Source organism: Streptomyces sp. RLA123, from assembly GCF_056270165.1.
This window is the reverse complement of record NZ_JBWDOR010000003.1, coordinates 4,281,240-4,304,940: the sequence shown is the minus strand read 5'-3', so window position 1 is coordinate 4,304,940 and position 23,701 is coordinate 4,281,240. Positions and strand designations below refer to the sequence as shown.

Below are 23,701 nucleotides of genomic sequence, written 5' to 3'. Positions count from 1 at the left end.
AGCAGCCCGGGGCTTCTTTGTTGTCCAGACCTCTCTAGGCGTCGCGCACCAGATCCGCACCAGATGCCTTCGCCCGCTCTGTGCGCACCAGCGTGTCGAGAGCCGCCGCGACATCCCGCTGCCGCTCCAGCGTCGAGTGCTGATAGATCAGCGCAGCCCGCTCAGAGGACTGGCCCGCTCGGACCATCGTGTCCTTGAGCGTGGCGCCCGATTGGGTGGCCAGGGTGTGCCCGGTGTGGCGCAGATCGTAAAAGCGGAAGTTCTCCGGGAGCCCCACCTTGACGCGGGCCCGCCGCCATTTGCGGCCGAAGGACGAGCGGCGGAAAGGGGCGCCCCGCTCTCCTACGAACAGCAGGCCGTTCGGCTCCTTCTCGGCAAACCACTTGAGATGCCGCTCCAAGTCCTTGCGCATGAACGGCGGCAGGACGATGAACCGCTTCCCCGCTTCGGACTTGGTGGGCCCCTCAGCACGCTTTCCCGTCGTCAGCTCCGGCGCGGCACGTCGGACCCACACGCCCACGGCATCCATGTCGACGTCCAGGCGCCGAAGGCCGGCCTGTTCTTCCGGGCGAGCCGGACCGTAAGCGGCGATGTAGACCATCAGCCGCCACCGCGGTCCCATGGCGTCGGCGAGCGCGTCCACCTGGTCCACGGTCGCGGTCGGCCGCTCCGGTGCCGACTCCTTGCCAGCACCTCGAATGCGGCACGGATTGCGGCGGATCATTTCGTCCTCGACGGCCGTTTCGAGAATCGCCTTGAGCAGCCGGTATGCCTTGGCAATGGTCGTTGCCGCTCCAGTGGCCGACAGGCGCTCGGCCCGCCAGGTCCGGACGCGGGGGGACGTGATCTCATCCGGGTCCCAGGCGCAGAAGGTCGGCAGGATGTGCGGCCTGAGCAGCCGTCGATACAGCTCCTCAGTGGTCGCCGACAGGTCGCGCTCGGCAATCCACTGACGGGCGTACACCTCGAAGTTGACCGCCCCAGCATTCGGGTCCTGCCAATCCCCACGCGTCAGATCCGCCTCGATCTGTGACAGCCAAATCTCGGCATCCCGCTTGGTCGCGAACGTCTCCGGCGCCCGATACTCCTGCCCATCCGACCCTAGGTAGCCCGCCGTCCAACGACCGGACCGGTACTGCCGCACGGACCCGAACCGGCGCCGCGAGCCCTTGTTGTTGCCCATCAGGCAGCCCTTCCGAGGCGGGAACGGCGCTGGCGGATCGGCTCGACAGTGTTGCCTGCGATGTACGCCGACAACGCGCTCTCCGCGATCCGCACGTGGCGCCCCACCTTCACGAAGGCAATGCGGCGTTCGGCAATCAGCCGACGAGGGAAGCGGGCGGTCGTGCCGAGGCGTTCGGCGGCTTGCTCAACGGTCAGCAGGAGGTCACTCACAGCAGGTCCCCTTCCGTGGCTCGGAGGTCTTGCAGGGCTTCGCGGGCGGTTTCGCGGTTGAGCTGGATGTCGCGGTGGATGGTGGCGGCGAGGAGGGATTCGCCGGGGGTGTGGCCGTGGCCGGCGTAGGTCCAGTGGGCGAGGACGAGGGTGGTGGCTTCCGGGGAGTCGTCGGGGTCGGGTAGGCCGAGGGCTTCGCGTTGTTGGGCGGCGCGGTAGTCGGCGCGGACCTGGCGCAGTGCGCCGAGGGTGGTGCTGTAGCGGCGGGATTTGGTGGAGAAGTGGCCGCGGAAGCCGAGCATGTGGGCCCAGTCGAGGAGCTTGCGGTCGGGGTAGAGGCGGTGGAGGTCGTAGCAGGCTTCGATGAGGCGGCGCGGGTGCGGGGGGACGCCGAGGAGTTCGAGGGCTTCGCGGTTGCCGACCCGGCGGTCGACGGTGCCGGTGGTCTCTGCGGCTTTGGTGGCGTACTTGGCCACGTAGGAGGCGACGGCCTGTTCGGTCAGTTCCCCGTCCGTGTCGGCGTCGGTGGACCGGATGGGTTGTACGTCGAGCTGGGTGCCCCAACCCAGGGTGCGGGCCGGGTAGTCGCCGGCGGCGGGGACGGGGAGGGCGACGCGGCGTGCGGCGGCGTGGATGGCGTCGGTGAGGAGGTCGAGGGTCGCCCACGGCGGGGGCGGTGTGTCGGGTCCGTCTGGGCCGTCGAAGCGGACGATGGCGTGGAAGTGGACGGCGCCGCGGCGTTGGTATTCGGCGACCTTGCCGAAGGAGACGCGGGATTGTTCGCGGGCGGCTTGCTGGGTGAGGCCGGCGCGGGCGGCGATCTCGCGGCGGAGGTAGATGGTGAAGTACCGCCACAGGTCGGAGGCGTGGTTGTTCCACAGCACCGCCCCCGCGTAGTCGTACGACTCGGGATCGAGGGGCGTGCCTAACGCGGTGTCGTCCTCGAAGTGGCCAACACCGCAGCGGCAGCAGCCCGAGGTCGGGCGGTTGTGGACGGGGCCGAAGGAGGGGGCGGTGAGGGTGGCGAACACCTTCGGGTGCACCCGCACGGTCTCGGGGGTGCCCTTGCCGGGGTCGCCGACGAGGCCGGCGCGGATGAGGTGGTAGGTGTCGCCGGCGTAGGTCCAGGCGCACGAGGGGCAGCGGGAGGCTCGGCGGTTGCCGCACGCGACGCGGAGCCGTCCGCCGGGTTCGTGTCGGTGGAGTAGGCGTGGAGAACCTGCCCGGTGGCCCGGTCGAGGGTCTTGGTGTAGCCGGTCAGGTGGATGGGGTCGGAGCAGCCGCCGGTGCGGCGGATGTGGTCTTGCCAGCGGTCGAAGCCGTCCGACCCGGCCACCCGCAGGAGGTCTGCGAGGGTGGCCGTGTCCAGGCCCGCCGACCCCGTGCACTTCCGCGAAGAGATCCGCAGCCGGATGCCGTCACAGGACGAGGCAACCCGACTCGGCTTGTCGATGGGCATGCCCGTCATCCTGATCTGCCGCACCGCCATCGCCGACGAGGGACGCCCGGTCGAGGTCAACGAGATGACCCTGGACTCAGCCGCGTACATCCTCGAATACGACTTCGACGCATAGGTTGTATCGAGAATCTGCGAGGGTGTTCTGCTATGGATTCTGAGCCGATAGAGCCTGCCCGCCACTACGACCCAGGTTGGTCGTTGGCGCGGTTCGCCATCCGCATGCTGGTGGTCTGCCCGCGATGCGATGGCTGTGCAGTCGTGGTTCCCCGGCCTGGCCTACCCCCACTCAGGTACTTCAGCGAGCTCTTGTTCCGGCCACGCCGTCTGACGTGCGGAAGGTGCGGTTTCATCAGCGATTGGGGCCCCGAGGTGCGGGGGGCCGGGCTGGTCGGGGTAGTACTGGGCGGCAGCGAAGATCCGTTCTTCCACCGACCGCTCTGGCTCCAGACCCGTTGCGCCGGCCACACCCTGTGGGCTTACAACGTCGAGCACGTCAACGAACTGTCCGCGTACATCGGAGCCCAACTGCGCGAGCGCGGTGACGCACGGCCGACGAGGGCAATGTTTGCCCGGCTGCCCGCGTGGATGAAGAAGTCCGACAATCGCTCTCAGGTCTTGGCCGGTCTGGAGACCTTGCGGGCGCTGGCGGAGAAGTCGGCACCTACCGACCGCTCTGACGCCGCGCACGAGCGAGGTGCTCGCCCCCAACCGCATGGAAGCATGTACTTCCGGGGTGGTCCCTACTGAAGCCACACTGTCAACCATCAACCGAGACAGGACAGCAGTCCCCTCACCTGGCCTGTTACAGGTTTCCCTACCTCATCAAGTCACCCGGCGTCGCTCACGCTCCGCCGGGCGCGCGGCCGACGTCCGGCCGCGCCCACGCTCCAGTTTTCGCCCGACGCCGACACGGCCCAGGGCACCCGTCCGATCAGACGAGCAGACCTGGGTGACCGTCGCGCCCATAGCCCCCATCGCAGGGATCGGACGTGCCACAGCCGTGCCACGTAAGGCGGTGCCGAACGGGGAGCCACGGGGAACAGCGGTGCCGAACCGGCGTTGCCGCAGTTCAGCGTCTGCCCAGGTGGGGCATGGGTCGCAGCCTCAGTCTTCCAAACTGGTTACGCACTCGATGACGTCACCGTGTCCACAGCCGACGACTCGACATCACCTCAGAAATTGAACACGTTCAAGATTCGTGCCACGATGACGCACGCACCGGCAGCCGCGAGAGGCCGCTGACCTGTCGTGGCGTGAAGGGGGAACGGCTGTGGATGCGAGCAAGCCATGGCGCAATCTGGGGGTCATCGGGCTACGGCTTGTCGATCTGGCCGCACGGTATGTCCTTACCTACACCCTCACGTGGGCAGCGGTGGACTGGTCACTGCCTCCGGACGACTTCACGGATGGCTGGCTGGTCTTCTTCCCAGCCATCGGGATCCCGTCTCTGCTGATCAGCGCCTACTACTCGCTGCTGAACCCGCGGACAGGCGCAGCGTTCCGCCTTCCATTGGCCGGCCTCCTTGTACTGCCAACCTGGTTCCTGCTCTTCCAGAACTTCTCGGAGATGCTGGTCATCCCCGTCATGGGCCAGCTCATCTTCGCGTTGTGCGTCGTGCAGGCTCCGCTGCTCGGTCCGTCACAGCGTTGGCGACAAGTCCGGAAGGCACTGGTCGCCGCTCGCCTGATTGCTGGGCGCCCGGCGAGCCAGGATTGCCGCACCTGACCCCGAGCCTGGCGCTCCCCGGTTGCCACGGACCGAGCAGATGGCCGCACCAGATGAGCACCAGATGCAGCGGTAATTAGCGGTCAACAGAGGTCACCACGCAAGCCGAGACTCACTCATCGCACAGCCGTCCTCGCAGATCAGGCCCATGATTCGGGCCGAAAGCCCGGTGATTCCCAAGCTCAGAGAGCGAGTTCGATTCTCGTCACCCGCTCCACCAGAAAGCCCCAGGCAGACCGCCCGGGGCTTCTTTGTTGTCTAGACCAGATCAAGCGTCTCGTGCCAGATCCGTGCCAGATGCCGCGTTGTCTGCCACCGCGCGCCACTCCCGGACCAGCGATCCAGGCCCGCTCGCTGCCTGCTCTGCAGGCCTTTCGGGTGCGCGAGGTGCACACCCGTTGGAGAGGCCGCGGCCACGCGGGCGACGCCCAACCTAACTGGCAAGTTCTGTCCGAGATGGACTCCGGTTGGCGTGCTGCGAGAATCGGTGCTGTGAGCACTCCCACACCGCAAGTGCCCTCCTCGCCGCCGGATTTGACCGAGTTGTTCCCGATTCTTAGTGACGACGCCTCGGGGGGCGCGAGGACGACACAAGAGAACGGCGGCCTGACCCGGAACGGTTACGTCAACATCATCCGGCCTCATGAAACGACGTTCGGCGAATGGATCATGCGCCCGCAGGCGCAGGGCCTGATCCTGCTGGTGATCCTGGCAGTAGCCGTGGGCTTTTACAGGGTGTCCGTGCTGAGGAGGCGGCGCTAGCCGTTCAGGAGGCCACGGGGGGCGGCAATCGCGTTCGGGACGTAGAAGCTCAGGGGGCTATCGCCGCCCCACCGCGCACCACCAACGCACCACGTTGGGCGGCGATCCACGGTCAACAAGGGACAGTGCACCCGAGGTGGACTCGCCGAGCAGGACACGGTTTTAGCAGGTCAGATCGACACGCAGGCCGTTGTTTCGTGATTCCCAAGCTAGAGCGCGAGTTCGATTCTCGCCACCCGCTCCAAGCAGAAAGCCCCAGGCGAACAGCCCGAGGCTTCTTTGTCGTCCGGACCTCTTTGTCCCTCCCGTGCCCGTTGCGTGCCCGATGAGCCGTCGTCGTGCCCGCCGATTGACGCGCGGTCAGTCCGCACCCGAGCATCGAGCGCGGCGGCGATCTCCTTCTGCCGCTCCAGCGTCGAGTGCTGGTAGAACAGCGCGGCACGCTCGGAGGACTGGCCGGCGCGGACCATGGCGTCCTTGAGCGTGGCACCCGACTGCGTCGCCAGGGTGTGGCCGGTGTGGCGCAGATCGTAGAAGCGGAAGTTCGCCGGGAGGCCGACTTCGGCACGGGCTTTCCGCATTTCCGCGCGAAGGACGAACGCCGGGACGCGCCGCCCTTTTCGCCGACGAACAGCAGCCGTTCGGGTCTTTCTCCGCGAACCACTTCACGTGGCGGTCCACATCCCTGTGCATAAACTCCGGCAGCACAATGAAACGCTTCCCTGCTTCCGACTCGGTGTCCCCCACGGCACGCCGGCCGGTGGCCGACTCGGGAACGGCGCGGCGGACCCACATGCCGAGCGGTTCCAAGCTCAGGCTGCGGGAACCGGTCGAGGGTGCCGGGCGTCATCCCGGCGGGAGTACGCGGACCGCTGGGGACAGTGGCCAACACCAGCGAGGCCAAGCGGTAGGGGCAGAGGCAGCATGCCGAAACGATGGAAGCTCATAGCGGCAGGAGTGACGGCCGTCGTGGCCGCGGTGGGCGGAGGTTGGTGGTGGGAGAGCACACCGAGGTACGACGTGCCCGTGCCGTCGGCGAGTGCCAGTCCCGGCGATGTCGTGAGCGCTTACCTGCGGGCGTTGGACGCGCACGACAGCGCCACCGCGAAGGCCTTGTCGACCTCGGATCACCGCACAACGGCTGCGACCTGGCTCGCGCATACGTCCGGCTTGCAGGTCCTGGGCGTATCCGCGCCGATCAGTGAGGGCAGCGAGGTGGAGGTCCAGGTGATCTTCGACCTGCACCAGCACTGGTGGACCGACGACTCCTCCATGGGTCCCGGACGCCATGACTGGGGCTACCTCCTGGTGCGACAGCAGGGGCGGTGGCTGATCCAGGACGAAGGCATGGGCTGACCCACCCAGTGAGTGTCCGACTGCGCCACAACGGCCACACATCGAGGCGCACAACCACGGTCGCCCACGGACGGTTTGACCAGGTCACGAGCGGTTCGGCCGCAGGTCACACGATCGCCGGCATTGCTTCGGGACGAAGAGGCCGCTCCGTTGAGGTGCTCTCGACATGGCCAGCGATCTTCCCACCTGCCCCGAGTGCGGACGGCCCGTGAAGGCTGGCGGCCTGGTGCTCTCCCAGCGGGAGGACGATGGCCGGCGGGTCTGCCGGTCGTACATCGGGTGGGGACGGGCCGACCGGACGAGCCAATGGAGATGTGCCCGGTGCCGCAGCTGTTCCGCTGACATCCAACGACGACCTCAACGGCCACGAACGGTCCCGGATCAGGTCGGTCGCGGGTTCGAATCCTGCCTGGGGCGCATGGTGAGGGGCCGGTTCCGGGGCTCGAGTCCCTGAATCGGCCCTTTCCGGTGAGCACGGCCGTACGGCGTTCGTTCCGCAAGGTCCGCTGCGAGTCGCCGTCGCCCTGCGGATCAGTTCGTCGTCCACGGCCGTGGTCGGGATCGCCCGCAGGATCACCGGTACGTGCCAGGCACGTGGTGCGGCAGGCCGGCACCCGAGTTGTCGTGATCAAGGCCGACGACCGGTCGTCGAAAGTAAGCAACAGTCGCGGCCAGACCATCGATTCCCGGCGCTCGCGCTCCCCGCACACCGCCACGGGCCAGGTACCCGGGTCGCGGGAGCCCACCCTCGAGCAGAACCCAGAAGCACGACGTCGGCTTGCACGCGCCCAACGGGCGTGCACAGGCCGTCGACACGCAAACCCCGGATGTGCCATCGGCGTTCGGACACCGGTACGGGCGGGCCGTTTATTTTTTGCATGCATGCAGGCATAGCGGGGGTCCACCGCGGACGTCATCAAGGACAGCAAGCCCGCAGCGGAAGATCCCGGGATGATCAGAGAAGGTGACGATGGATGCCGAGGCCAGAAAAACTTCAGGGAGTTCGGAGAACAGGTCGTCTGCGCTGCTGAAGACCGCCGTCCTGCTCAGCGGCGGTGACCGGCACGCGGCCGAGGACCTGCTGCAGAACGCCCTGATCAAGGCCGCCGGACGCTGGCACCGCATCGAGGAGCCCGAAGCGTACGTACGGCAGATCCTCTACCGGCAGCAGGTCAGCCGCTGGCGGCTGAAGGGACCGCGACGCGAACTGACCGTCGCCGAATCGCTGGAGAACCCCGTACGCCACGGCGCCGACGACGGCCCCGGCGCGGCCGACCTGCGCCTCGTCATGCGCTCCGCGCTGGCCCGGCTCACCGCCCGTCAGCGCACCGCCCTGGTCCTGCGCTACTTCGAGGACCTGCCCGAGGCCGACGTCGCCCGTCTGCTGGGCTGCTCAATCGGCACGGGTGCGGTCCACCACGCACCGCTCCCTGGCCCGGCTGCGGGACCTGGCCCCCGAACTGACCGCACTCGGCCCCGCGGACGCCGAGCAGCAGCCGTCCCGTGACTACTCGCCTGTGGAGGTGCGTTCGTGAACGTCGACCAACTGGTACGCGACTCACTGCGCGAACAGGCCGCCGAACAGCCCGCCCTGGCACCGGGCTTCGCCGAGCGTGTACTGACGGTCCGACGACGCCGCCGGACCCGGGCACTGGCCTCCGCCGCCGCGGCCACCGCCGCCGTGGTCGCCATCGCCGTGGCCGTCCCGCTCCTGAACCCCGGCAAGGACGACGCGCGCCTCGCGAACGTCTTCGCCCACCCGGACCAGACACCGCCGCACGACATGATCGCGGCGGGGGACCTCGCCATGGCCGCCTACTACACCTGGGGTACCGCCAAGCAGGCCGACGGCCATAATTTCGCCGTCCGCACCTACCGGCTCCTGGACCCCAAGACCGGCACGTACGTGAAGACGACCAAGTGGTCCCGTGTCGCCGTCGCCCCCGGCCTGCGGACCGCCGCCGTCCTGGAAAGGAACCTGCCCGCCAAGCGGATCGGCCTGCTCAACCTGCTCACCGGCAAGGTCGATCGCTGGATCCCGGTCGACCACGGCGTCGCGGACCTCGCGTTCTCGCCCGACGGCAGCAAACTCGTCGCGACGACGTACAACAAGAACCCCGACCTGCTGCGGCACCAGGAACGCTGGGACAGCGACGGCGACGGCGAAAAGGACTGGGTGAAGTTCGACGAACAGGAGGGCCACACCGGCTTCTACGTCCTGGACGTGGCCTCCGGGAAGGGATCCTGGAGCAAGACCACCATCGTCGACACGCTCGGCACCCAGGACTTCTCCTTCCGCAGCGACAGCAAGCTCGTCTACTCCGGCACCACTTCGCCTCCCTACCGGCAGTACTACGACTTCGCGGGCAACCAGGTCGCCGCGCCCACGAACGAGCCGTACTTCTGCCGCAACGCGGCCGGGCTGTCCCCGGACGGCAAGTTCGTCGCGGGCAGCTACGTGGGCCCCCGCCCCGACAGGAAGGCTCACTCCATGCTCTGCGACCCCCGCACCGGCCAGTTGGTCACCATGGTGCGCGGGAACCGGTTGCTCACCTGGGTCGACAGCAAGCGACTGATCGCCTGGGACTTTGTACGGGGGAATTCACCCGTCCGGCTCCGGCTCGTGCTCGTCACGATCGGCAGCGACGAGGTCGTACCGCTGAGCGGTTTCAGCATCGGGGGGGGACGGTGCGGCCGGGAACTGGACGCCGGTCTTCGCCGAACGCTGACCAGGCGGCCCGCCGGCCGTTCGTACGCCGCCGGCGACTCGTCGGCCGCTTCCCGGCCGGCGAGCCGCAGCGGTGCGCGGACCGCGCCCTCGGGGAGCCACCCACGTCACCGGGGAATCTGTCGTCCCTCTTCGGTGAGGACGAGCGTCACACGTCCCAGCCAGTCACCGTCGTCCGGGTACTCCCAGTTGTCCGCGTCCGCCAGCAGGGCAGGGAGATCCCGTCGCGAGAAGGGAGGACCGGGCTGAAAGCCACGGCCTCCGTCGGGGGCGATCCAGGGAACGAGGCGGCATACCTCGACCCAGCCTTTGTCGACGAGTGGCAGGAGGATCGCAGCAAGCTCTGAGGGGCCCCCGGACGTGAGCGGCTCGTCCAGATCGCCCCGGACGCCGGGAAGGATGTCGATCTCGGTCGCGTTGATCATGAAAGCGCGCTCTGCGGACGACAGTTCGTCTGTAGCGGGATACCCCATACGGAGATCATCGCAGCTGCCGCCCGGCGAGCCGTCTCTGGACCCCGCGCACCCAAAGCGGTGATCACGTGTCCGACGCGCCGGGGGCAAGGCGGGGAGCCAGGGGAATCGGGGTCCGCAAGGGGTCAACGCCACCCTCCTCCGTGAAGTCCTGGCCCCAGGGCGTCGGAGTGGTCCGCGTACGACGGCAGGACCTCACGGTGGCTCGCAAGATGTCGAACCGAGCGCGCCGGGAGGCCCCGCTTGTCACTGCCGGGGTTCGACCCGGATCCGGGCCGGAGGTCAGGCCGCGGTGTTGCGGCGGCGGCGGGCGACGGAGGCCGTGATCGCGGCGCCCGCGCCGGCGAGGAGGGCGGCCAGGCCGGCGAAGAGGCCCACGTTGCCGGAACCGGTCTTGGCCAGCTGGTGGGTGCCCGGAGCGTTGGCGGCCGGGGTGCTCTGCGCCGGGGACGGCGCGGCCGCGGTGGAGGCCGATGCACTGGGTGACGGGGACGCGGCCGAAGTCGGGGTCGGAGTCGGGGTCGGGGTCGGGGTCGGGGTGCTGACGGCGGCCTGCCGCGGGTCGTAGTGCAGGGTGCCCTCCATGTCCACGATGGGCGTCGTGTTGCCCTTGGACAGGCCGGTGAGGATCTGCGCGACGACGTCACGGGCCTTGCCCGTGCCCGGGGTGGACGGGACGGTGAACCGCAGGACGTAACGGTACTTCTGGCCGTGGGAGAAGCCGTTGGGGATCTCGGGAAGGGTCCACTGCCCGTTCCCGGCCGCCTTGGCCTTCACCCAGTGCCCGTTGTCGAGGACCTCCAGGCCGAGTCCGGGTATCCCGTCCGCGACCGAGATCAGTGTCCGCAGTGGGGCACCGAACGCCCCGCCGGCGGTGTTGTCGACCTCGTACCAGGTCTGGCCGGGCTTTCCGGGCGCGACCGTGGCCTTGGGGCCGAACACGCCGTTGAGCTTGCCGGCGGCCTGCGTGGGCGGCACGTCGAAGTCCACCTTCTCCGAACCCCTGCCGGTGTCGAAGGCGAGCGTGATGCCGTCGTCGTTGAGCGGGTAGTCCTGACCGAAGCCGAAGGTGATCCGCCAGCTGATGCTGCCCTTCGCCGGCACGGAGAATTCGTCGCCGAACTTGCCACCATGCGGGAAGAACCTGATCAACGCCGACCGGTCCTCCTGGGCCGTCTTCACGTCCGTGGCGGGAGCGGTGACCGGCGCCGCCTGGAAGAGGATCTGGCTCCCGAGGATGGGGCTCGGCCCGCTCGGGATGCCGAACACCAGGCCTGCGTAGTCCTGCGCGGTGCCGGACGGGTTGGTGACGGTCAGGGTGAGCGTCTGGACATTCTGGCCACGGTCGACGTCGTTGTGGCTGACGTCGCTGATCGCCACCTTCAGCGTGCTGTCGATGGGCGTCGCGTACGCCGCGGACGGAGCGAGCAGGGTGACGGCTACCGCGGCGGTGACGGTTGCGGTCGCAGTGGCCAGAGCGGCACGGGTCATGGACATGGATCCCCCCCCAGGGAACAGAGACCGGTAAAGGCGAAGCGCCTACCGCGAGTCCAAGGTCGGGCTCAGCGGCGGCGATGCGTGAATATTCGCAGGTGAACCATCACCGGAGTGCGGTCGCGCTGTCACTGCTGCGCAACAGTTCAACTGGCGTTCCCTCAGGGTTGGTTGACGCCGCGAGAAGTCCCCGGCGGTCCACCCTCGACCAGGTCGTGAACCGGTCCGCGGCTTTCGGTCAGCCCTGACCCTTACGGCGCTTCTGCACCTGCCACCAGACGGCTACGCCGGCAACGACCAGCAACAGCAGCAGGACAGCCCAGAAGGTCACGTTGGCGTTCCAGTAATGCAGGGAGAACCTGCTGCCCCTGCTGCGAAAACGGCTGCTTGCCACAAGGGTTCCCGCGGTCAGTGTCCTATGGATGGTCAAGAAGCTCACGGCGCCGACCAATGCGCAATGTTCGTGATCGAACCGACACAGCCATCGCGCCCGCCACGACGAGTCTGCGGGCCGGTGGAGAACCGACGTGAGTGACGAGTCGCACCCTGGGGGCGAGGGGAAATCACAGTGAAAAAGACTCTCGCCGTACAAGCGCGGCTGGAGATCGGCCGCCGTACTGCTCGCGGGACTGCCCGGCGCAACGCTGGTGCGTGCCGCGCCGGCTCTCGCGGTGCACGGCGCCGTCCCTGGTACTTCAACGGCGACCGGTACGGCGACGCCGTGCTGACCGTGCCCGGTGCGACCGTGGACGGGCACCTCGGGCAGGAGAAGCCGCCGAACGGCGACTGGACGTTCTTCGCGCGAGCGCTCAGCGCGGCCGTCGTCCACAAGCAGGCGAGGAGCCGGTTCTTTGTGAACCGACGGTTCATCGAGGAAGGGCCCGGAGTTCACCACCTGCCGTCAGGTTCAGGGGTATGACTTCACGACGCTTCTCTCCCAAGCGCATCCGGCTGGCCCTCGCGATCGGTGCCACCATCGCCGTGGCCGGCACGGGTACGGCCGCGGCCCATTCCGGTGGCTGGCTGTGGGCCCCTTCGCATGACTTCCGTGCGGTCGCCGACACTTTCTCCGGCCACGGCAAGGTCACGGGCGACGTTCTGCGCAACGACTCCGGCGCGACCGCGGTCGTGCGGCACTCCGCCCCGGCCAACGGCAAGGTGACGATCGAGGCGGACGGCACGTTCTCGTACACGCCGAACTCCGGCTTCACGGGCACGGACACCTTCACGTACAGCACCACCGACGCGGTGCAGCTGTTCAAGGACGCCCGGGCGAACGGGGCTCCCTTGGCACCGCTCGGCGAGGTCGCGGGCCCGGGCGGCACCACCACCGAGCTCTCCGGTGAGGGCTACGGTTCGTCGCTCACCCCGGTGCCGGGCAAGCCGGGCCACTTCTACGGTCTCACCGACCGCGGCCCGAACGCCGACGCCCCTGACGGCAACAAGTCCGAGATGGTGCCCGGCTTCACCCCCGAGATCGGCGAGTTCAAGCTCGTCGACGGCAAGGCCGAGCTGCTCAAGCAGGTCACCCTCAAGGGGCCGAAGAGCCTCGGCGGCGTGCCGTACAGCGGCCGTCCGCCGCACGACACGAGCGAGGTCATCGACGACGTCGCCGCGACGAACGCCAACGGCGGTACGCCCACGCCCATCGCCAGGGACCCGTACGGCTACGACTCCGAGGGCCTGGTGGCGCTGTCCGACGGCACGTTCTGGGTCTCCGACGAGTACGGCCCGTACATCACGCACTTCGACAAGAACGGCTACGAGCTGGGCCGGCTGACCCCGTACCGGAACAGCCAGGACAACGCGTCCCACAAGGTCGTCGGGTACCTGCCGGCCGAACTCGCCTTCCGCGCGAAGAACAAGGGCATGGAAGGCCTGACGGTCACGCCGGACGGCTCCACCCTGGTGGGCATCATGCAGTCCGCGCTGCAGCAGCCGGACCTCGGCAGCACCAAGGCCGGGAACGTCGCGCCCACCCGCATCGTCACGGTCGACCTGCGCACCAACCGGACCAGGCAGTACCTGTACCTGCTGGACAACCCGGCGAGCACGGGTGCCGCGAACAGCGAGATCACCGCGCTGTCCGACACGAAGTTCCTCATCGACGAGCGCGACGGCGCCTTCGAGCCGTTCGCCCAGAAGACTCTCAACGTAGTCGACATCAACGGCGCCACCGACGTCAGCGGCCTGACGATCGGCGGCAAGTCGCCCGAGGCGCTGGCCGGGACGAGCGGCACCAACGCCGCCCTCGCCGCGCTCACCGGCGCCGGCGTCAACGTCGCGCAGAAGCAGCCGTACGTCAACGTCGGCATGCTGGTCAGCCAGCTCGACCCCAGTGGCGCGTTCTTCGCGCACGACAAGGTCGAGGGCGTCGCCACCACGGACGGCGGACGGACGCTGTACCTGGCCAACGACGACGACTTCGGCATCGACACCATCGTCGTCGACCCCGACGGGAAGTGGACCGTCCACCAGAAGACGCTGCCGCCCACGGGCCGGACCGACAACGGCGAGATCCTGAAGGTCGACACCACGAAGCTGCCCGCAGTCCTCAAGACCGTCACGGTGACGGTCCACGTGCGCTGACACACACCGGCGCCGCCGGGCACGCCCACTCCGGTGGGCGCGCCCGGCGAGCGGCCCGGAGCGGGGTGAACGGTCGTCCCACCGCCGTGCGAGAGGGCTTGTCCGCCCTGCTCCGCGCGGCCAGGATCTGCGCCGTGATCACTGGGCGGCGCGGGCCCCGCAGGATCGGAACCGGGCCAGGATCGCGGAGCCCGGTTCCGCGTCACGCGAAGCACTGGGCCTGCCGGCGAGCGAGGGTGAGGGCGTGAGCCGGCGCAGCGCCCGCGTACCGCGGTCGCAGCGGCCGTTCCGGCAGGGTCCAGAACGGCCGCTCGTCGTCCTCGTGGCCGGAGGGCGCGGCGGCCTGGCTGGGACGGTCCGGATCAGTCCTTGACGATGCCGGCGGCGCGGGCGGCGGACAGCCACTGCGGGAATTCCCTGAGGAGCCGGTCGTAGAGCTCCGAGTCGGGAATGGCCGTCGGCGACGGGCCCGCGGCGAGGAATCCGGCGTTGTCGACCACACGGCGGCCGGGTACCGGGAGATCGTCGAGTTTGCGCAGGAAGCGGAACTCGTCGTCGCCGAAGCCGACGAACTGCCAGAAGATCGGCAGCTTCGCCGACGTGCACAGCACGTGCTCGGCGGCGGCCTTGGACGTGGGGGAGCCGTCGGTCTGGAAGACGACGAAGGCGGGATCACCGGCTCCGCAGGACTGGTAGTGGTCGATGACGGCCTGCATGGCGACGTGGTAGTTGGTACGTCCCATGTGCCCCATGGACTCATGCAGCGGGTTGATCCGGTCCCGGTAGGCGTCGAGGCTGATCTCGGCGGTCCCGTCGATGTCCGTGGAGAAGAAGACGACCGGGACGACCCCGTCGTCGTCGAGGTTGACCGCCAGGGCGAGGGTCTGCTCCGCCAGGCGCTGCACCGAGCCGTCGCGGTAGTACGGGCGCATGCTCCCGGAGCGGTCCAGGACCAGGTACACGGCCGCGCGCTGCCCCTCGACGGCGTGCTTGGCCAGGGAGACCGCGGCGGTCTTGTAGAGGCTGACGAGGCCGGGAGCCCGGGCCGCGATCTGCTCCGGGCCGATGGCACCGGTGGGTGACCCGGACGGCTTGCGGTAATTGATTCCGGGGCGCTTGCGATAGTCGATGACCATGCGCCCTGATTGTCCTCGGGCCGGCCGTGCCGCGTCCGGCGTTCGGCCGGGATCCGCGGGTCCCGGCCCCCGGGCAGGCCGGATCGGCCCGCCGCGTGCCGTCACACAGGCGCGTGCCGGACGCAGCGCCGGAGGGCACGCGAACGGGTGGCCCGACGGCAGTCGGGGCCACCGGTGAGGGGTCGCGTGGTCAGAGCTTGTGCATGCCGTAGTAGGGGCTGACGATGCGGGTCAGCTGGGAACCGAAGTCGACGAGCAGTGCCCCGCCCGCGGCCTCCTCGGCCATGACTTTTCCAAGGCCGTGCTGGTCGTGGGAGACGCGGTCCCCCACGGCGAACTGCTTGAGGACCGGTTCGGCGGGCGCCTTGAAGGGGCTCGTGGGCAAGTGGCGCGGGGGCGCGGATCTTTTCGTCATTGCAGCCAGTATGCGTGGTGGGATGCCTGGCGCATAGGCTCGAACGTGCGCCCCAACAGTGCACAGACAGCCGCATGACACCTCTTCCTCCGCCCTGACCTGCGGAAACGGCCGCGACGGCGCCCGTTGGCGTCCCCGCCGTTACCTGAACTTGTCCACCTGCCGATGGCACCCGCTGGGCGTACTCCGAGCGTGTCGCGGGGCCGGGACGGGACGGCGGCGGCCTCGCGGCCGCCAGGCGGAAACCGCGTCTCGGCGGGGTCAATATCTACTGTCGCGGAACGAGAAATTTATGCGACGCGCGGTGAGGGTTTCTGACGCAACAGGCGGAGCGTAATTATCCACCGCGCACGGCCGATCGCTCCGTGCTACTGTCGAAGGCAGTTGCAGTTGTGATACCCAAGAACTTCCGGTGTCTTCACCGGTCTCCATGCCGGTGGAAGTGCCGTGTATTTCCGGTCATTTCCCGGGCGGGTCATCATCACAGCGACGCGGGGTCCGCACAGTGCGGATTCCGGTGCACCGCCCGAAGGAGATCTGACACATGACTACTGGCACCGTCAAGTGGTTCAACGCGGAAAAGGGCTTCGGCTTCATCGAGCAGGACGGCGGCGGGCCTGACGTGTTCGCCCACTACTCGAACATCGCTGCCCAGGGCTTCCGCGAGCTGCTGGAAGGCCAGAAGGTGAGCTTCGACATCGCGCAGGGCCAGAAGGGCCCGACGGCCGAGAACATCGTTCCCGCCTGATCACCACACGCGCAGTTCGCCGCTGGGGCCCGCACCAAGGGGTGCGGGCCCCGGCGTGTTGCCCTTCGGGGCGCAGCCCCCGCGTCGCACCGCCGCGACGAACCCCGGGGCAGCGGCAAATCAGGGGTCCGGTCGACCCGCCGTTTGACGGAGAATTCCCTCGACGCCGCGGACGAACGTCCGCCGGGACTTCCCGCGCACTGACCGCCCCGCTTTCTCCCACCCGGATCGCGCCGGCCCTTTCGGCGCCTCGACCCGCGAGCGTTCTCCGCCGGGTCGGATCCGCTTTCGCTTATTTTCCGGCCCGTTCTTGCGATTCTCTGTGCTGTTCATCGCTGCAGAAATTCCTTGATGCGTGCCGCTTCGAGGAAGGTTCTCCATGAACCGCACACGTACGAACGACCGTTACACCCGTACCCGTACCGGCAGTTCCGGCTCCGGCAACGGCGGCAGCCGCACGGGTGCCAAGAGCTTCAGCCCCAACCGCTCCGGCGCCCCGAGCCGTTCGGGCGGTCAGCGGCGCCGCCCCGCCGCGCCGCAGGGCGAGTTCGCCCTTCCGGTGACGACCACGCCCGCGCTGCCCGCCGTCGAGGCGTTCGCCGATCTCGACATGCCGAAGCAGTTGCTGGCCGCGCTCGCCAGCGAAGGTGTGACCGTGCCGTTCCCGATCCAGGGGGCGACGCTGCCGAACTCGCTCGCGGGCCGCGACGTGCTCGGCCGCGGGCGCACCGGATCCGGCAAGACCCTCGCCTTCGGCCTGGCGCTGCTGGCGCGTACCGCCGGCCGGCGGGCGGAACCCCGGCAGCCGCTGGCCCTGGTGCTGGTTCCCACCCGGGAGCTGGCGCAGCAGGTCACCGATGCGCTCACCCCGTACGCCCGCTCGGTGCAGCTGCGGCTCGCCACCGTGGTCGGCGGCATGTCGATCGGCAGGCAGGCCGGTGCGCTGCGCAACGGCGCGGAGGTCGTCGTCGCGACCCCGGGCCGGCTGAAGGACCTCATCGCGCGAGGCGACTGCCGCCTCGACCAGGTCGGCATCACCGTCCTGGACGAGGCGGACCAGATGGCCGACATGGGCTTCATGCCGCAGGTCACGGAGCTGCTCGACCAGGTGCGCCCGGAGGGGCAGCGGATGCTGTTCTCGGCCACCTTGGACCGCAACGTGGACCTTCTGGTGCGCCGTTACCTGTCCGACCCGGTGGTGCACTCCGTCGACCCGTCCGCGGGCGCGGTCACCACGATGGAGCACCACGTCCTCCACGTGCACAGCGCGGACAAGAACCAGGCGACGACGGAGATCGCGGCGCGCGAGGGCCGCGTGATCATGTTCCTGGACACCAAGCGCGCCGTCGACCGGCTCACCACCCACCTGCTGAACAGCGGTGTGCGGGCCGCGGCGCTGCACGGCGGGAAGTCGCAGCCCCAACGCACCCGGACCCTGGCGCAGTTCAAGACCGGACACGTCACGGTGCTGGTGGCGACCAATGTCGCGGCACGGGGAATCCACGTCGACAACCTCGATCTGGTGGTCAACGTGGACCCGCCGACCGACCACAAGGACTACCTCCACCGCGGCGGCCGCACCGCCCGCGCCGGGGAGTCCGGTCTGGTGGTCACCCTGGTCACGCCCGACCAGCGCCGCGACATGGACCGGCTCATGACGCACGCCGGGATCCGCCCCCAGACCACCCAGGTCCGCTCCGGCGAGGCCGAACTGGGCCGTATCACCGGCGCGCGGACCCCGTCGGGCGTCCCGGTCGTCATCACCGCACCCGCGGCCGAGCGCGCCGAGCGGGCCAAGCGCGGCGTCCCCGCCCCCCGCGGCCGGCGCGGCCGCACCACGGAGAACCACGCCGCCACCGAGAACCGCGGGACCGGCCGGCCGGCGCGCCGCCCGAGTCGGCGGTCCACCTTCGACGCGGCAGCCTAGGCACAACCACCCTGCCGCCCGGCCCCGTCCCCTCCCCACCTGTGAGGCACCATGCGCTGCGTCATCGCCCGTTTCCCGTTCGACCTGACCAAGGACGGCGTGCTGGCTTCGATGAAGGGCGTCAAGCCCGAACCGGTCACGGGTGAGTCCGTGATCATCGGCCGCCGTCAGTACCCCGTGAAGCAGGTCGGCGAGGTCATCACCCGGCAGGACCGCCGCGACTTCACGGCCGCGGAGGTCACCCGGGCCATGACCCGTCTCGGTTTCACCTGCCGGACGGCCCCGGAGGCCTCGCCCGAGCCTGTCCTCAGTCCGCTGGAGGAAGCGTCGGCGCTGCTCGGCCTCCCCTCGCGGGTGTGACCGACGAGTGAAGCGAGGGCCCGGCCGGCGTACGCCGGCCGGGCCCTCGTCGCGTCAGGGGCCCATTCGGGCGGAAGGTCGCCACCGCTGCGGAGCGGCTGAATGGTGTTGAATTTCCTCCGGGGCCCTGGCGCCGTGAGGCAGCGGGTCCTCACGACGCGTCGCACAACGAGGTGAGAATGACCGAGGACACTCCGCTCAGTGATCGTCTCGATGACGACGACTACCCCGCCTACACCATGGGACGGGCCGCCGAGATGCTCGGCACCACCCCGGGCTTTCTCCGCTCCATCGGTGAAGCCCGCCTCATCACCCCGCTCCGCTCGGAGGGCGGGCACCGCCGGTACTCCCGCTACCAGTTGCGGATCGCCGCCCGCGCCCGCGAACTCGTCGACCAGGGCACACCGGTCGAGGCCGCCTGCCGCATCATCATCCTCGAGGACCAGCTCGAGGAAGCCCAGCGCATCAACGCGGAGTTCCGCCGCGCCGCGGCCGAGGAGCGCGGCTCTTCCGACACCCCTGGGTGACCCGGCACCGGGCCGCCCCCGCCGGCGCACGCGCACCGGCGGGGGAAGCCGCTCAGGAGGGCGCGCGCAGGGCGTCCACCGGCTCCATCCGGGCGGCCCGGAGCGAGGGGTAGAGGCCCGCGAGGAGCCCGACGAGGGCGCCGGCGACCGGGGCGCCGAGGGCGAGGCGCAGATCGAGGACGGGAGTCCAGTGCTTCACGGCCGCCACGGCGACCACGACGACCACGCCCAGGGCGGCCCCGACGACGCCGCCGAGCAGCCCGATGGTGGTCGACTCCGCCAGGAACTGCCCGGCCACCTGGCGCCGGGAGGCGCCGAGGGCCCGGCGCAGGCCGATCTCGCCGACGCGTTCCATCACCGTCACGAGGGTGACGTTGGCGATCCCGATGGCGCCGACGATCAGCGAGACCAGCCCGAGCACCAGGAACAGGCCGTTGACGTCGCCCTGGACGCCCTTGCGGGCCTTCGACAGATCGGGCGGGGCGACCACGGTGAGCGCGTCCTCATGACCGGGGGCGAGCGCGATCGGTGCCTGCCGGGCGACCTGCCGGGCCGCGCCGAGTGAGGTGTTGACCAGGACCCGCGTCACGTCCTTCAGTCCGACGCGGTCCGCCGCGGTGGTGGGCGGCAGGATCACCGAGGTGGACAGGCGCTGCTCGCGCCGGAAGCCGCCCAGCACACCGATCACCGTGAAGGACTGGCCCTCGAAGAAGACGGCGGGAGCGGTCCGTACGTCGTCGATGCCCAGCAGCCGCGCGGCCTGGTCGCCGAGGACCGCCACCCGCTCGTGGCGGGCGATGTCCCCGGAGTCGTAGAACCGGCCGGTGGCCATCGTGCCGCGGACCGCCGCGGGCAGCGACGGGCCGGCGGCGACTACGGCGAGGGTCTGCCCGCTCAGTTCGCCGGGGGCGACCACGTCGTTCGCCCGTACCTGGACGTTCGCGGTGTCCTGGGAGTCCGACAGGGCGGCGGCCGACTCCACTCCGGCGAGTCGTTCGACCGCGTCGACGCCCGACCACCCCACCAGCGCGGGGTCGGTCGAGCCCGGCGCCGGGGCGGGCACGACGACGCTCACCGAGGTGGCGGTGAGGGCGTCGAAGCGGCCGACGATCTGGTTCGCCGCCGTCGACGCCACGCCGATCGTGATCACCAGCGTGCCGATGCCCAGCACCGTGCCCAGTGTGGTGAGGGCCGAGCGGACCGGGCGGGCGAGCACGCCGGCCAGCGACTCCGCCCACAGGTCCCGCGGGTCGATCCAGGGGCGTTCGGGCCGGTCCCGGCGCCCCGCGCGGCGATGACCGCCGCGGCGCCGGGCCGGTGCGCCCTCCCCTTCCCGTGCGGACTCGAGGCGGGCCGGCGCGGCGGCGTCGATGCCGCTCGTCATGCGCTCTCCTGGCTCAGTCGGCCGTCACGGATCCGCACCCGCCGGCCGGCGCGCCGGCTCACCGACTCGTCGTGCGTGATCACGAGCAACGTCATGCCCTGCGCCTGGAGTTCACCGAAGAGCTCCAGCACCGACTCGGTGTTCTCGCTGTCGAGGTTGCCGGTCGGCTCGTCGCACAGCAGCAGGGCGGGCTCGCCCATCAGGGCGCGGGCGATGGCCACCCGTTGCCGTTCACCGCCGGACAGCCTCCCGGGCAGGAAGCCGAAGCGGTGCCCGAGACCGACCCGCGCCAGGGCCTGCCGGGCGCGGTCGGCCCGGGTACGGCGCTCGCGGCCCGGCCGGGGGGCCCGGTAGGTCTCGGCGAGCATGACGTTCTCGTCCACGGTCCGGTAGGGCAGGAGGTGGAAGGACTGGAAGACGAAGCCGATGCGGCTGCCGCGCAGCGCGGTCCGCTCCCGGTCGCCGAGGGCATTGGTGAGCACGCCGTCGAGCCAGTAGCTCCCCGACGTCGGCCGGTCCAGCAGGCCCAGCGTGTTGAGCAGCGTGGACTTCCCCGACCCCGAGGGGCCGACGATCGACAGGTGCTCGCCGCGGCGGACCGTCAGCTCCACCTCGCGCAGGGCGTGCACGGGCGGTTCGGAGTCGAAGACCCGGCTGAGCGAACTCAGCCGGATCACGGTGTCCGCGTCCGGTGCGTCCTCCGGGGCCGCACGGGCCGGTACGGGTTCGCACCTCACGTGCCGACCACCACTTGGTCGCCCTCGTCCAGCGAGCCGCCCTCGGGGGTCACCGCGACCAGCCCGGCCGCGGAGAGCCCCACGGTGACGCCTACGTCCACGACCTCTCCGGAGCGCAGCACCTCGACCCGGGCCTGCCCGTCGGCGGAGGTCCGGACCGCGGCAACGGGCACGACCAGCACGGCTCCCTTCGAGGCGCCCACATCGACGGTCACCTTGGCCGACAGGCCCGACTGGCTCTTCAGCGGCCCGGGATCGGGTACCGAGATCACCACCGGGACCGGGGCGGACGGGTCGCCGAGGGCACTTCCCTCGCCGCTGCCCCCGTCGCCCTCGTCCCCGCCGCCCTCGTCCCCTTCGCCGTCGGCGCCCTTCGCCCCGCCGGCCGGTGCAGCGGAGCCGCCGACCTGGGACACGACGCCGTTCACGCGCGTGCCGTCGCCGGTCTCGATCCGTGCCGTCATGCCCTTGCGCAGCGCTGCCCCGTCCGTTCCCGGTACGACCGCCTGCACCACGACGTCCGCGCTGGTCACGGTGGCGACCTCGCCGTCGGGGGCGGCCCCGAGACGCGCCTTGACCTTGTCGACCCGGACCGGCAGGTCCGGCAGGAAGACGACCTCGCCCGCCGGGACCTTGGTGCCGTAGCCGGCGGTGAAGGCGCTGAGCGCCGCGTTCGCCTGGTTCAGCTGCTGCTGCGCGGCCTGCATCTCCAGGGCGTGGGTCGCGTCGTCGGCGGCACCGCCTCCGGCTGCGCCCTTTCCGCCGTCTTCTGCTCCGCCGCCGTTCTGCGCGGACAACAGGGCCAGTTGCGCCTGCGACACCGCCGCCTGGAGCTCGCCGAGTCGCGACGCGTCGGCTGCCCCTGGCTTGAGCGGCGCGTATCCCTTGCTCTCGTACCAGTGGCCGACCGCCGCCGCCATGCCCTGCCGGTAGTTCCCGCTGACGGCCCCGGGGTCGTGGCCGAGCCTGCGCAGGGCGCTCTGCAACTGACGGACATCCTCGCCCGACATGCCCGGGCCGAGGGCGCGGTACATCGGCACCGGGCCGCGCAGCACGAACACCGGACGGCCGCTGACCTGCATCAGCACACTGCCCTCGCGCAGCGTGGCGCCTTCCGTCGGCAGCTTGGTGACCAGCTGTGCCGTGGCCTGTCCGTCCCCGGCGGCGTCGGGGGAACCGACCGGCCCGGAGAGCGAGACCGCGTGCGGCGCGCCGAACTCCACGCTGCCCTGGGTCACCACGCTGGCGGTCAGCTTCCGGCGCACCACGGCGACGGTCACCGGGCCGGCCTCCGGCGCCTGGTGCGCGGCCGCCGCATCGGCGGGCGACTGCATCTGCGAGCCCGCGAACCAGCCGCCCGCGCCCACCAGCGTCACCACCCCGACGATCAGCGCCACCGTCCTGCCGCGGTTCCCCGGACCTCCGCGGCCGCGGAGGGGGCTCATCCGGTGACCCCGGACAGGGGGTGCTCGGCGAGCGCGGGAAAGTACGCGGCCCGGAAGTCCTTGCCGCAGGCCAGGTCTTTCTTGGCGAGGCCGATCTCGTGGGTGAGCCTGGTGAGGGCGGTGCTCTTGTCCAGGCTCAGCACGCCGTCCATCGGCATCTGGGCGCTCACCGAGAACTTCACCATGTCCCCGATGGAGGTCGGCTGCGTCGTCGTGACGGCGATGCCCTCACCGCGCAGGCATGTCGCGAACTCCTGGGCCAGCGACACCAGTTCCGGGTCGCCGTCGAGGGCCTGGTGCGCCTCGCGGTCCTGCTCCTGGTCGGCGGCGGTCTGCCGGTCGATCTCGGCCTGGGACTTCTCCGGCCCGTAGGCCTTGACGTAAGCGTCCTTGACGCACCCCGGGGACATCGCCTTCCTGCCGCCCGAGGACATGAGCGCGCCGCCCATCGCCTTGTCGTAGGCCTTGCGCTGCGCCGGGGTGAGCGCGTTCAGATAGGCGTCGTTGGGGCTGCTCTCCTGCGCCTCGTTGTACGCCTTGCTGCCCCACACGTTCGGATCGTCCCGGTAGACGGCTCCGGCGTAGATGCCGAAGCCGTACTTCTCCCGGAACTTCTTCGCCAGTCCGTAGTCCTGTCCGTCGACCCCGCTGCCGGCGTCGGCCTCGTAGTCCGTCACCTGCGGCGTGTAGCTGAACCCCTTGGCCCGCATGCAGGCGGCGGTGGCGTTCTCCGCGATGTACGCCTGCTTGGTGGACTCGTCCGCGTCCGCGGGAATCTCCAACTGCCCACCGGACGATGCCGTCGGCGCGGCGGACGGCGCGGCGGCCGAGGACGCCGCGCCACCGGGGGAGGCGGCGGAGGCGGAACCGCCGTCGCCCTGGGAACACCCGGACAGCGCCAGCACGGCGGCCGCTGCCACCGTAGGCCAGACACCGCGGGTCCTGAGAGTGAGAGCCATGTCGTTCCATCACTTCGTTCGGAGACGCTCGAAACGGGTGATCCACCCCGTCGTCCTCCTGAACCCGGTGGACCGCCGGGC

General features: G+C 70.1%; 19 protein-coding genes and 4 pseudogenes. 12 read left to right on the top strand and 11 right to left on the bottom strand.

Annotated elements, in window-relative coordinates; all coding sequences use genetic code 11:
* Positions 1-34: 34 nt before the first annotated feature.
* From RV983_RS19575 to repSA, 3 genes and pseudogenes are all read right to left on the bottom strand, one after another.
* Entirely contained in the window at positions 35-1,183 is a 1,149-nt protein-coding gene (locus tag RV983_RS19575) for a tyrosine-type recombinase/integrase (RefSeq protein ID WP_475987053.1), read from the bottom strand.
* Positions 1,183-1,395, bottom strand: coding sequence for an excisionase family DNA-binding protein (locus tag RV983_RS19570; protein WP_475987052.1), 213 nt, complete (start codon positions 1,393-1,395; stop codon positions 1,183-1,185). The genes RV983_RS19575 and RV983_RS19570 overlap by 1 nt, the downstream gene beginning before the upstream one ends.
* Positions 1,392-2,863, bottom strand: a pseudogene (gene repSA / locus RV983_RS19565) (replication initiator protein RepSA). The gene RV983_RS19570 and the pseudogene repSA overlap by 4 nt, the downstream one beginning before the upstream one ends.
* Here repSA and RV983_RS19560 point away from each other — a divergent pair.
* The 3 genes and pseudogenes from RV983_RS19560 to RV983_RS19550 all read left to right on the top strand — a co-directional run.
* Positions 2,775-2,969, top strand: a pseudogene (locus tag RV983_RS19560) (UTRA domain-containing protein); the annotation flags it as partial. The pseudogenes repSA and RV983_RS19560 sit on opposite strands and share 89 nt — an antisense overlap.
* 1,155 nt (positions 2,970-4,124) lie before the next feature.
* On the top strand, positions 4,125-4,580 hold the full coding sequence (locus RV983_RS19555; protein ID WP_475987051.1) for a hypothetical protein: 456 nt from the start codon (positions 4,125-4,127) through the stop codon (positions 4,578-4,580).
* Between the two features lie 492 nt (positions 4,581-5,072).
* Complete coding sequence (locus RV983_RS19550; protein ID WP_475987050.1) at positions 5,073-5,342, top strand: hypothetical protein; 270 nt, start codon at positions 5,073-5,075, stop codon at positions 5,340-5,342.
* Positions 5,343-5,695: 353 nt separating this feature from the next.
* Here RV983_RS19550 and RV983_RS19545 read toward each other — a convergent pair.
* Positions 5,696-6,137, bottom strand: a pseudogene (locus RV983_RS19545) (tyrosine-type recombinase/integrase); the annotation flags it as partial.
* 129 nt (positions 6,138-6,266) lie between these two features.
* Between RV983_RS19545 and RV983_RS19540 the strand changes: the two are divergent.
* The 3 genes and pseudogenes from RV983_RS19540 (at position 6,267) to RV983_RS19530 (ending at position 9,675) form a co-directional block, all read left to right on the top strand.
* Entirely contained in the window at positions 6,267-6,698 is a 432-nt protein-coding gene (locus RV983_RS19540) for a hypothetical protein (RefSeq protein ID WP_475987049.1), read from the top strand.
* Positions 6,699-7,649: 951 nt separating this feature from the next.
* Positions 7,650-8,233: pseudogene (locus RV983_RS19535) on the top strand (SigE family RNA polymerase sigma factor).
* Entirely contained in the window at positions 8,230-9,675 is a 1,446-nt protein-coding gene (locus RV983_RS19530) for a YncE family protein (protein WP_475987048.1), read from the top strand. Before RV983_RS19535 ends, RV983_RS19530 begins: the two are co-directional and overlap by 4 nt.
* Before the next feature lie 506 nt (positions 9,676-10,181).
* On the opposite strand, the gene RV983_RS19525 is transcribed toward RV983_RS19530, so the two are convergent.
* Positions 10,182-11,396, bottom strand: a complete 1,215-nt coding sequence (locus RV983_RS19525; protein WP_475987047.1) for a hypothetical protein — start codon at positions 11,394-11,396, stop codon at positions 10,182-10,184.
* Positions 11,397-12,114: 718 nt separating this feature from the next.
* Between RV983_RS19525 and RV983_RS19520 the strand changes: the two genes are divergently transcribed.
* Entirely contained in the window at positions 12,115-12,312 is a 198-nt protein-coding gene (locus tag RV983_RS19520; RefSeq protein WP_475987046.1) for a hypothetical protein, read from the top strand.
* A complete protein-coding gene (locus RV983_RS19515) occupies positions 12,309-13,982 on the top strand; it encodes an esterase-like activity of phytase family protein (protein WP_475987045.1) in 1,674 nt (557 codons plus the stop codon). Before RV983_RS19520 ends, RV983_RS19515 begins: the two co-directional genes overlap by 4 nt.
* A gap of 362 nt (positions 13,983-14,344) precedes the next feature.
* On the opposite strand, the gene RV983_RS19510 is transcribed toward RV983_RS19515, so the two are convergent.
* On the bottom strand, positions 14,345-15,118 hold the full coding sequence (locus tag RV983_RS19510) for a vWA domain-containing protein (protein ID WP_475987044.1): 774 nt from the start codon (positions 15,116-15,118) through the stop codon (positions 14,345-14,347).
* Between the two features lie 190 nt (positions 15,119-15,308).
* A complete protein-coding gene (locus RV983_RS19505) occupies positions 15,309-15,533 on the bottom strand; it encodes a hypothetical protein (RefSeq protein WP_319660205.1) in 225 nt (74 codons plus the stop codon).
* Between the two features lie 544 nt (positions 15,534-16,077).
* On the opposite strand from RV983_RS19505, the gene RV983_RS19500 reads away from it, so the two are divergent.
* The 4 genes from RV983_RS19500 to RV983_RS19485 all read left to right on the top strand — a co-directional run bounded on the left by RV983_RS19500 (position 16,078) and on the right by RV983_RS19485 (position 19,095).
* Complete coding sequence (locus RV983_RS19500) at positions 16,078-16,281, top strand: cold-shock protein (RefSeq protein WP_272118185.1); 204 nt, start codon at positions 16,078-16,080, stop codon at positions 16,279-16,281.
* Positions 16,282-16,660: 379 nt separating this feature from the next.
* Complete coding sequence (locus RV983_RS19495) at positions 16,661-18,208, top strand: DEAD/DEAH box helicase (RefSeq protein ID WP_475987043.1); 1,548 nt, start codon at positions 16,661-16,663, stop codon at positions 18,206-18,208.
* Positions 18,209-18,259: 51 nt separating this feature from the next.
* Positions 18,260-18,568 (top strand): SCO5918 family protein, encoded by a 309-nt coding sequence (locus RV983_RS19490; RefSeq protein WP_475987042.1) that lies wholly within the window; start codon positions 18,260-18,262, stop codon positions 18,566-18,568.
* Positions 18,569-18,747: 179 nt separating this feature from the next.
* A complete protein-coding gene (locus RV983_RS19485; protein ID WP_475987041.1) occupies positions 18,748-19,095 on the top strand; it encodes a helix-turn-helix domain-containing protein in 348 nt (115 codons plus the stop codon).
* Positions 19,096-19,147: 52 nt separating this feature from the next.
* Here the strand turns inward: RV983_RS19485 and RV983_RS19480 are convergent, their stop codons facing one another.
* Genes RV983_RS19480 through RV983_RS19465 form a run of 4 tightly spaced genes read right to left on the bottom strand, consistent with a single transcriptional unit; the run spans position 19,148 to position 23,620 of the window.
* Positions 19,148-20,479 (bottom strand): ABC transporter permease, encoded by a 1,332-nt coding sequence (locus RV983_RS19480; RefSeq protein WP_475987040.1) that lies wholly within the window; start codon positions 20,477-20,479, stop codon positions 19,148-19,150.
* Positions 20,476-21,216, bottom strand: a complete 741-nt coding sequence (locus RV983_RS19475) for an ABC transporter ATP-binding protein (RefSeq protein ID WP_475987039.1) — start codon at positions 21,214-21,216, stop codon at positions 20,476-20,478. Before RV983_RS19475 ends, RV983_RS19480 begins: the two co-directional genes overlap by 4 nt.
* Positions 21,213-22,661: a peptidoglycan-binding domain-containing protein gene (locus RV983_RS19470; protein ID WP_475987038.1), complete on the bottom strand. Its 1,449-nt coding sequence runs from the start codon at positions 22,659-22,661 to the stop codon at positions 21,213-21,215. Before RV983_RS19470 ends, RV983_RS19475 begins: the two co-directional genes overlap by 4 nt.
* Positions 22,658-23,620: a hypothetical protein gene (locus tag RV983_RS19465; RefSeq protein ID WP_475987037.1), complete on the bottom strand. Its 963-nt coding sequence runs from the start codon at positions 23,618-23,620 to the stop codon at positions 22,658-22,660. Before RV983_RS19465 ends, RV983_RS19470 begins: the two co-directional genes overlap by 4 nt.
* Positions 23,621-23,701 lie beyond the last annotated feature (81 nt).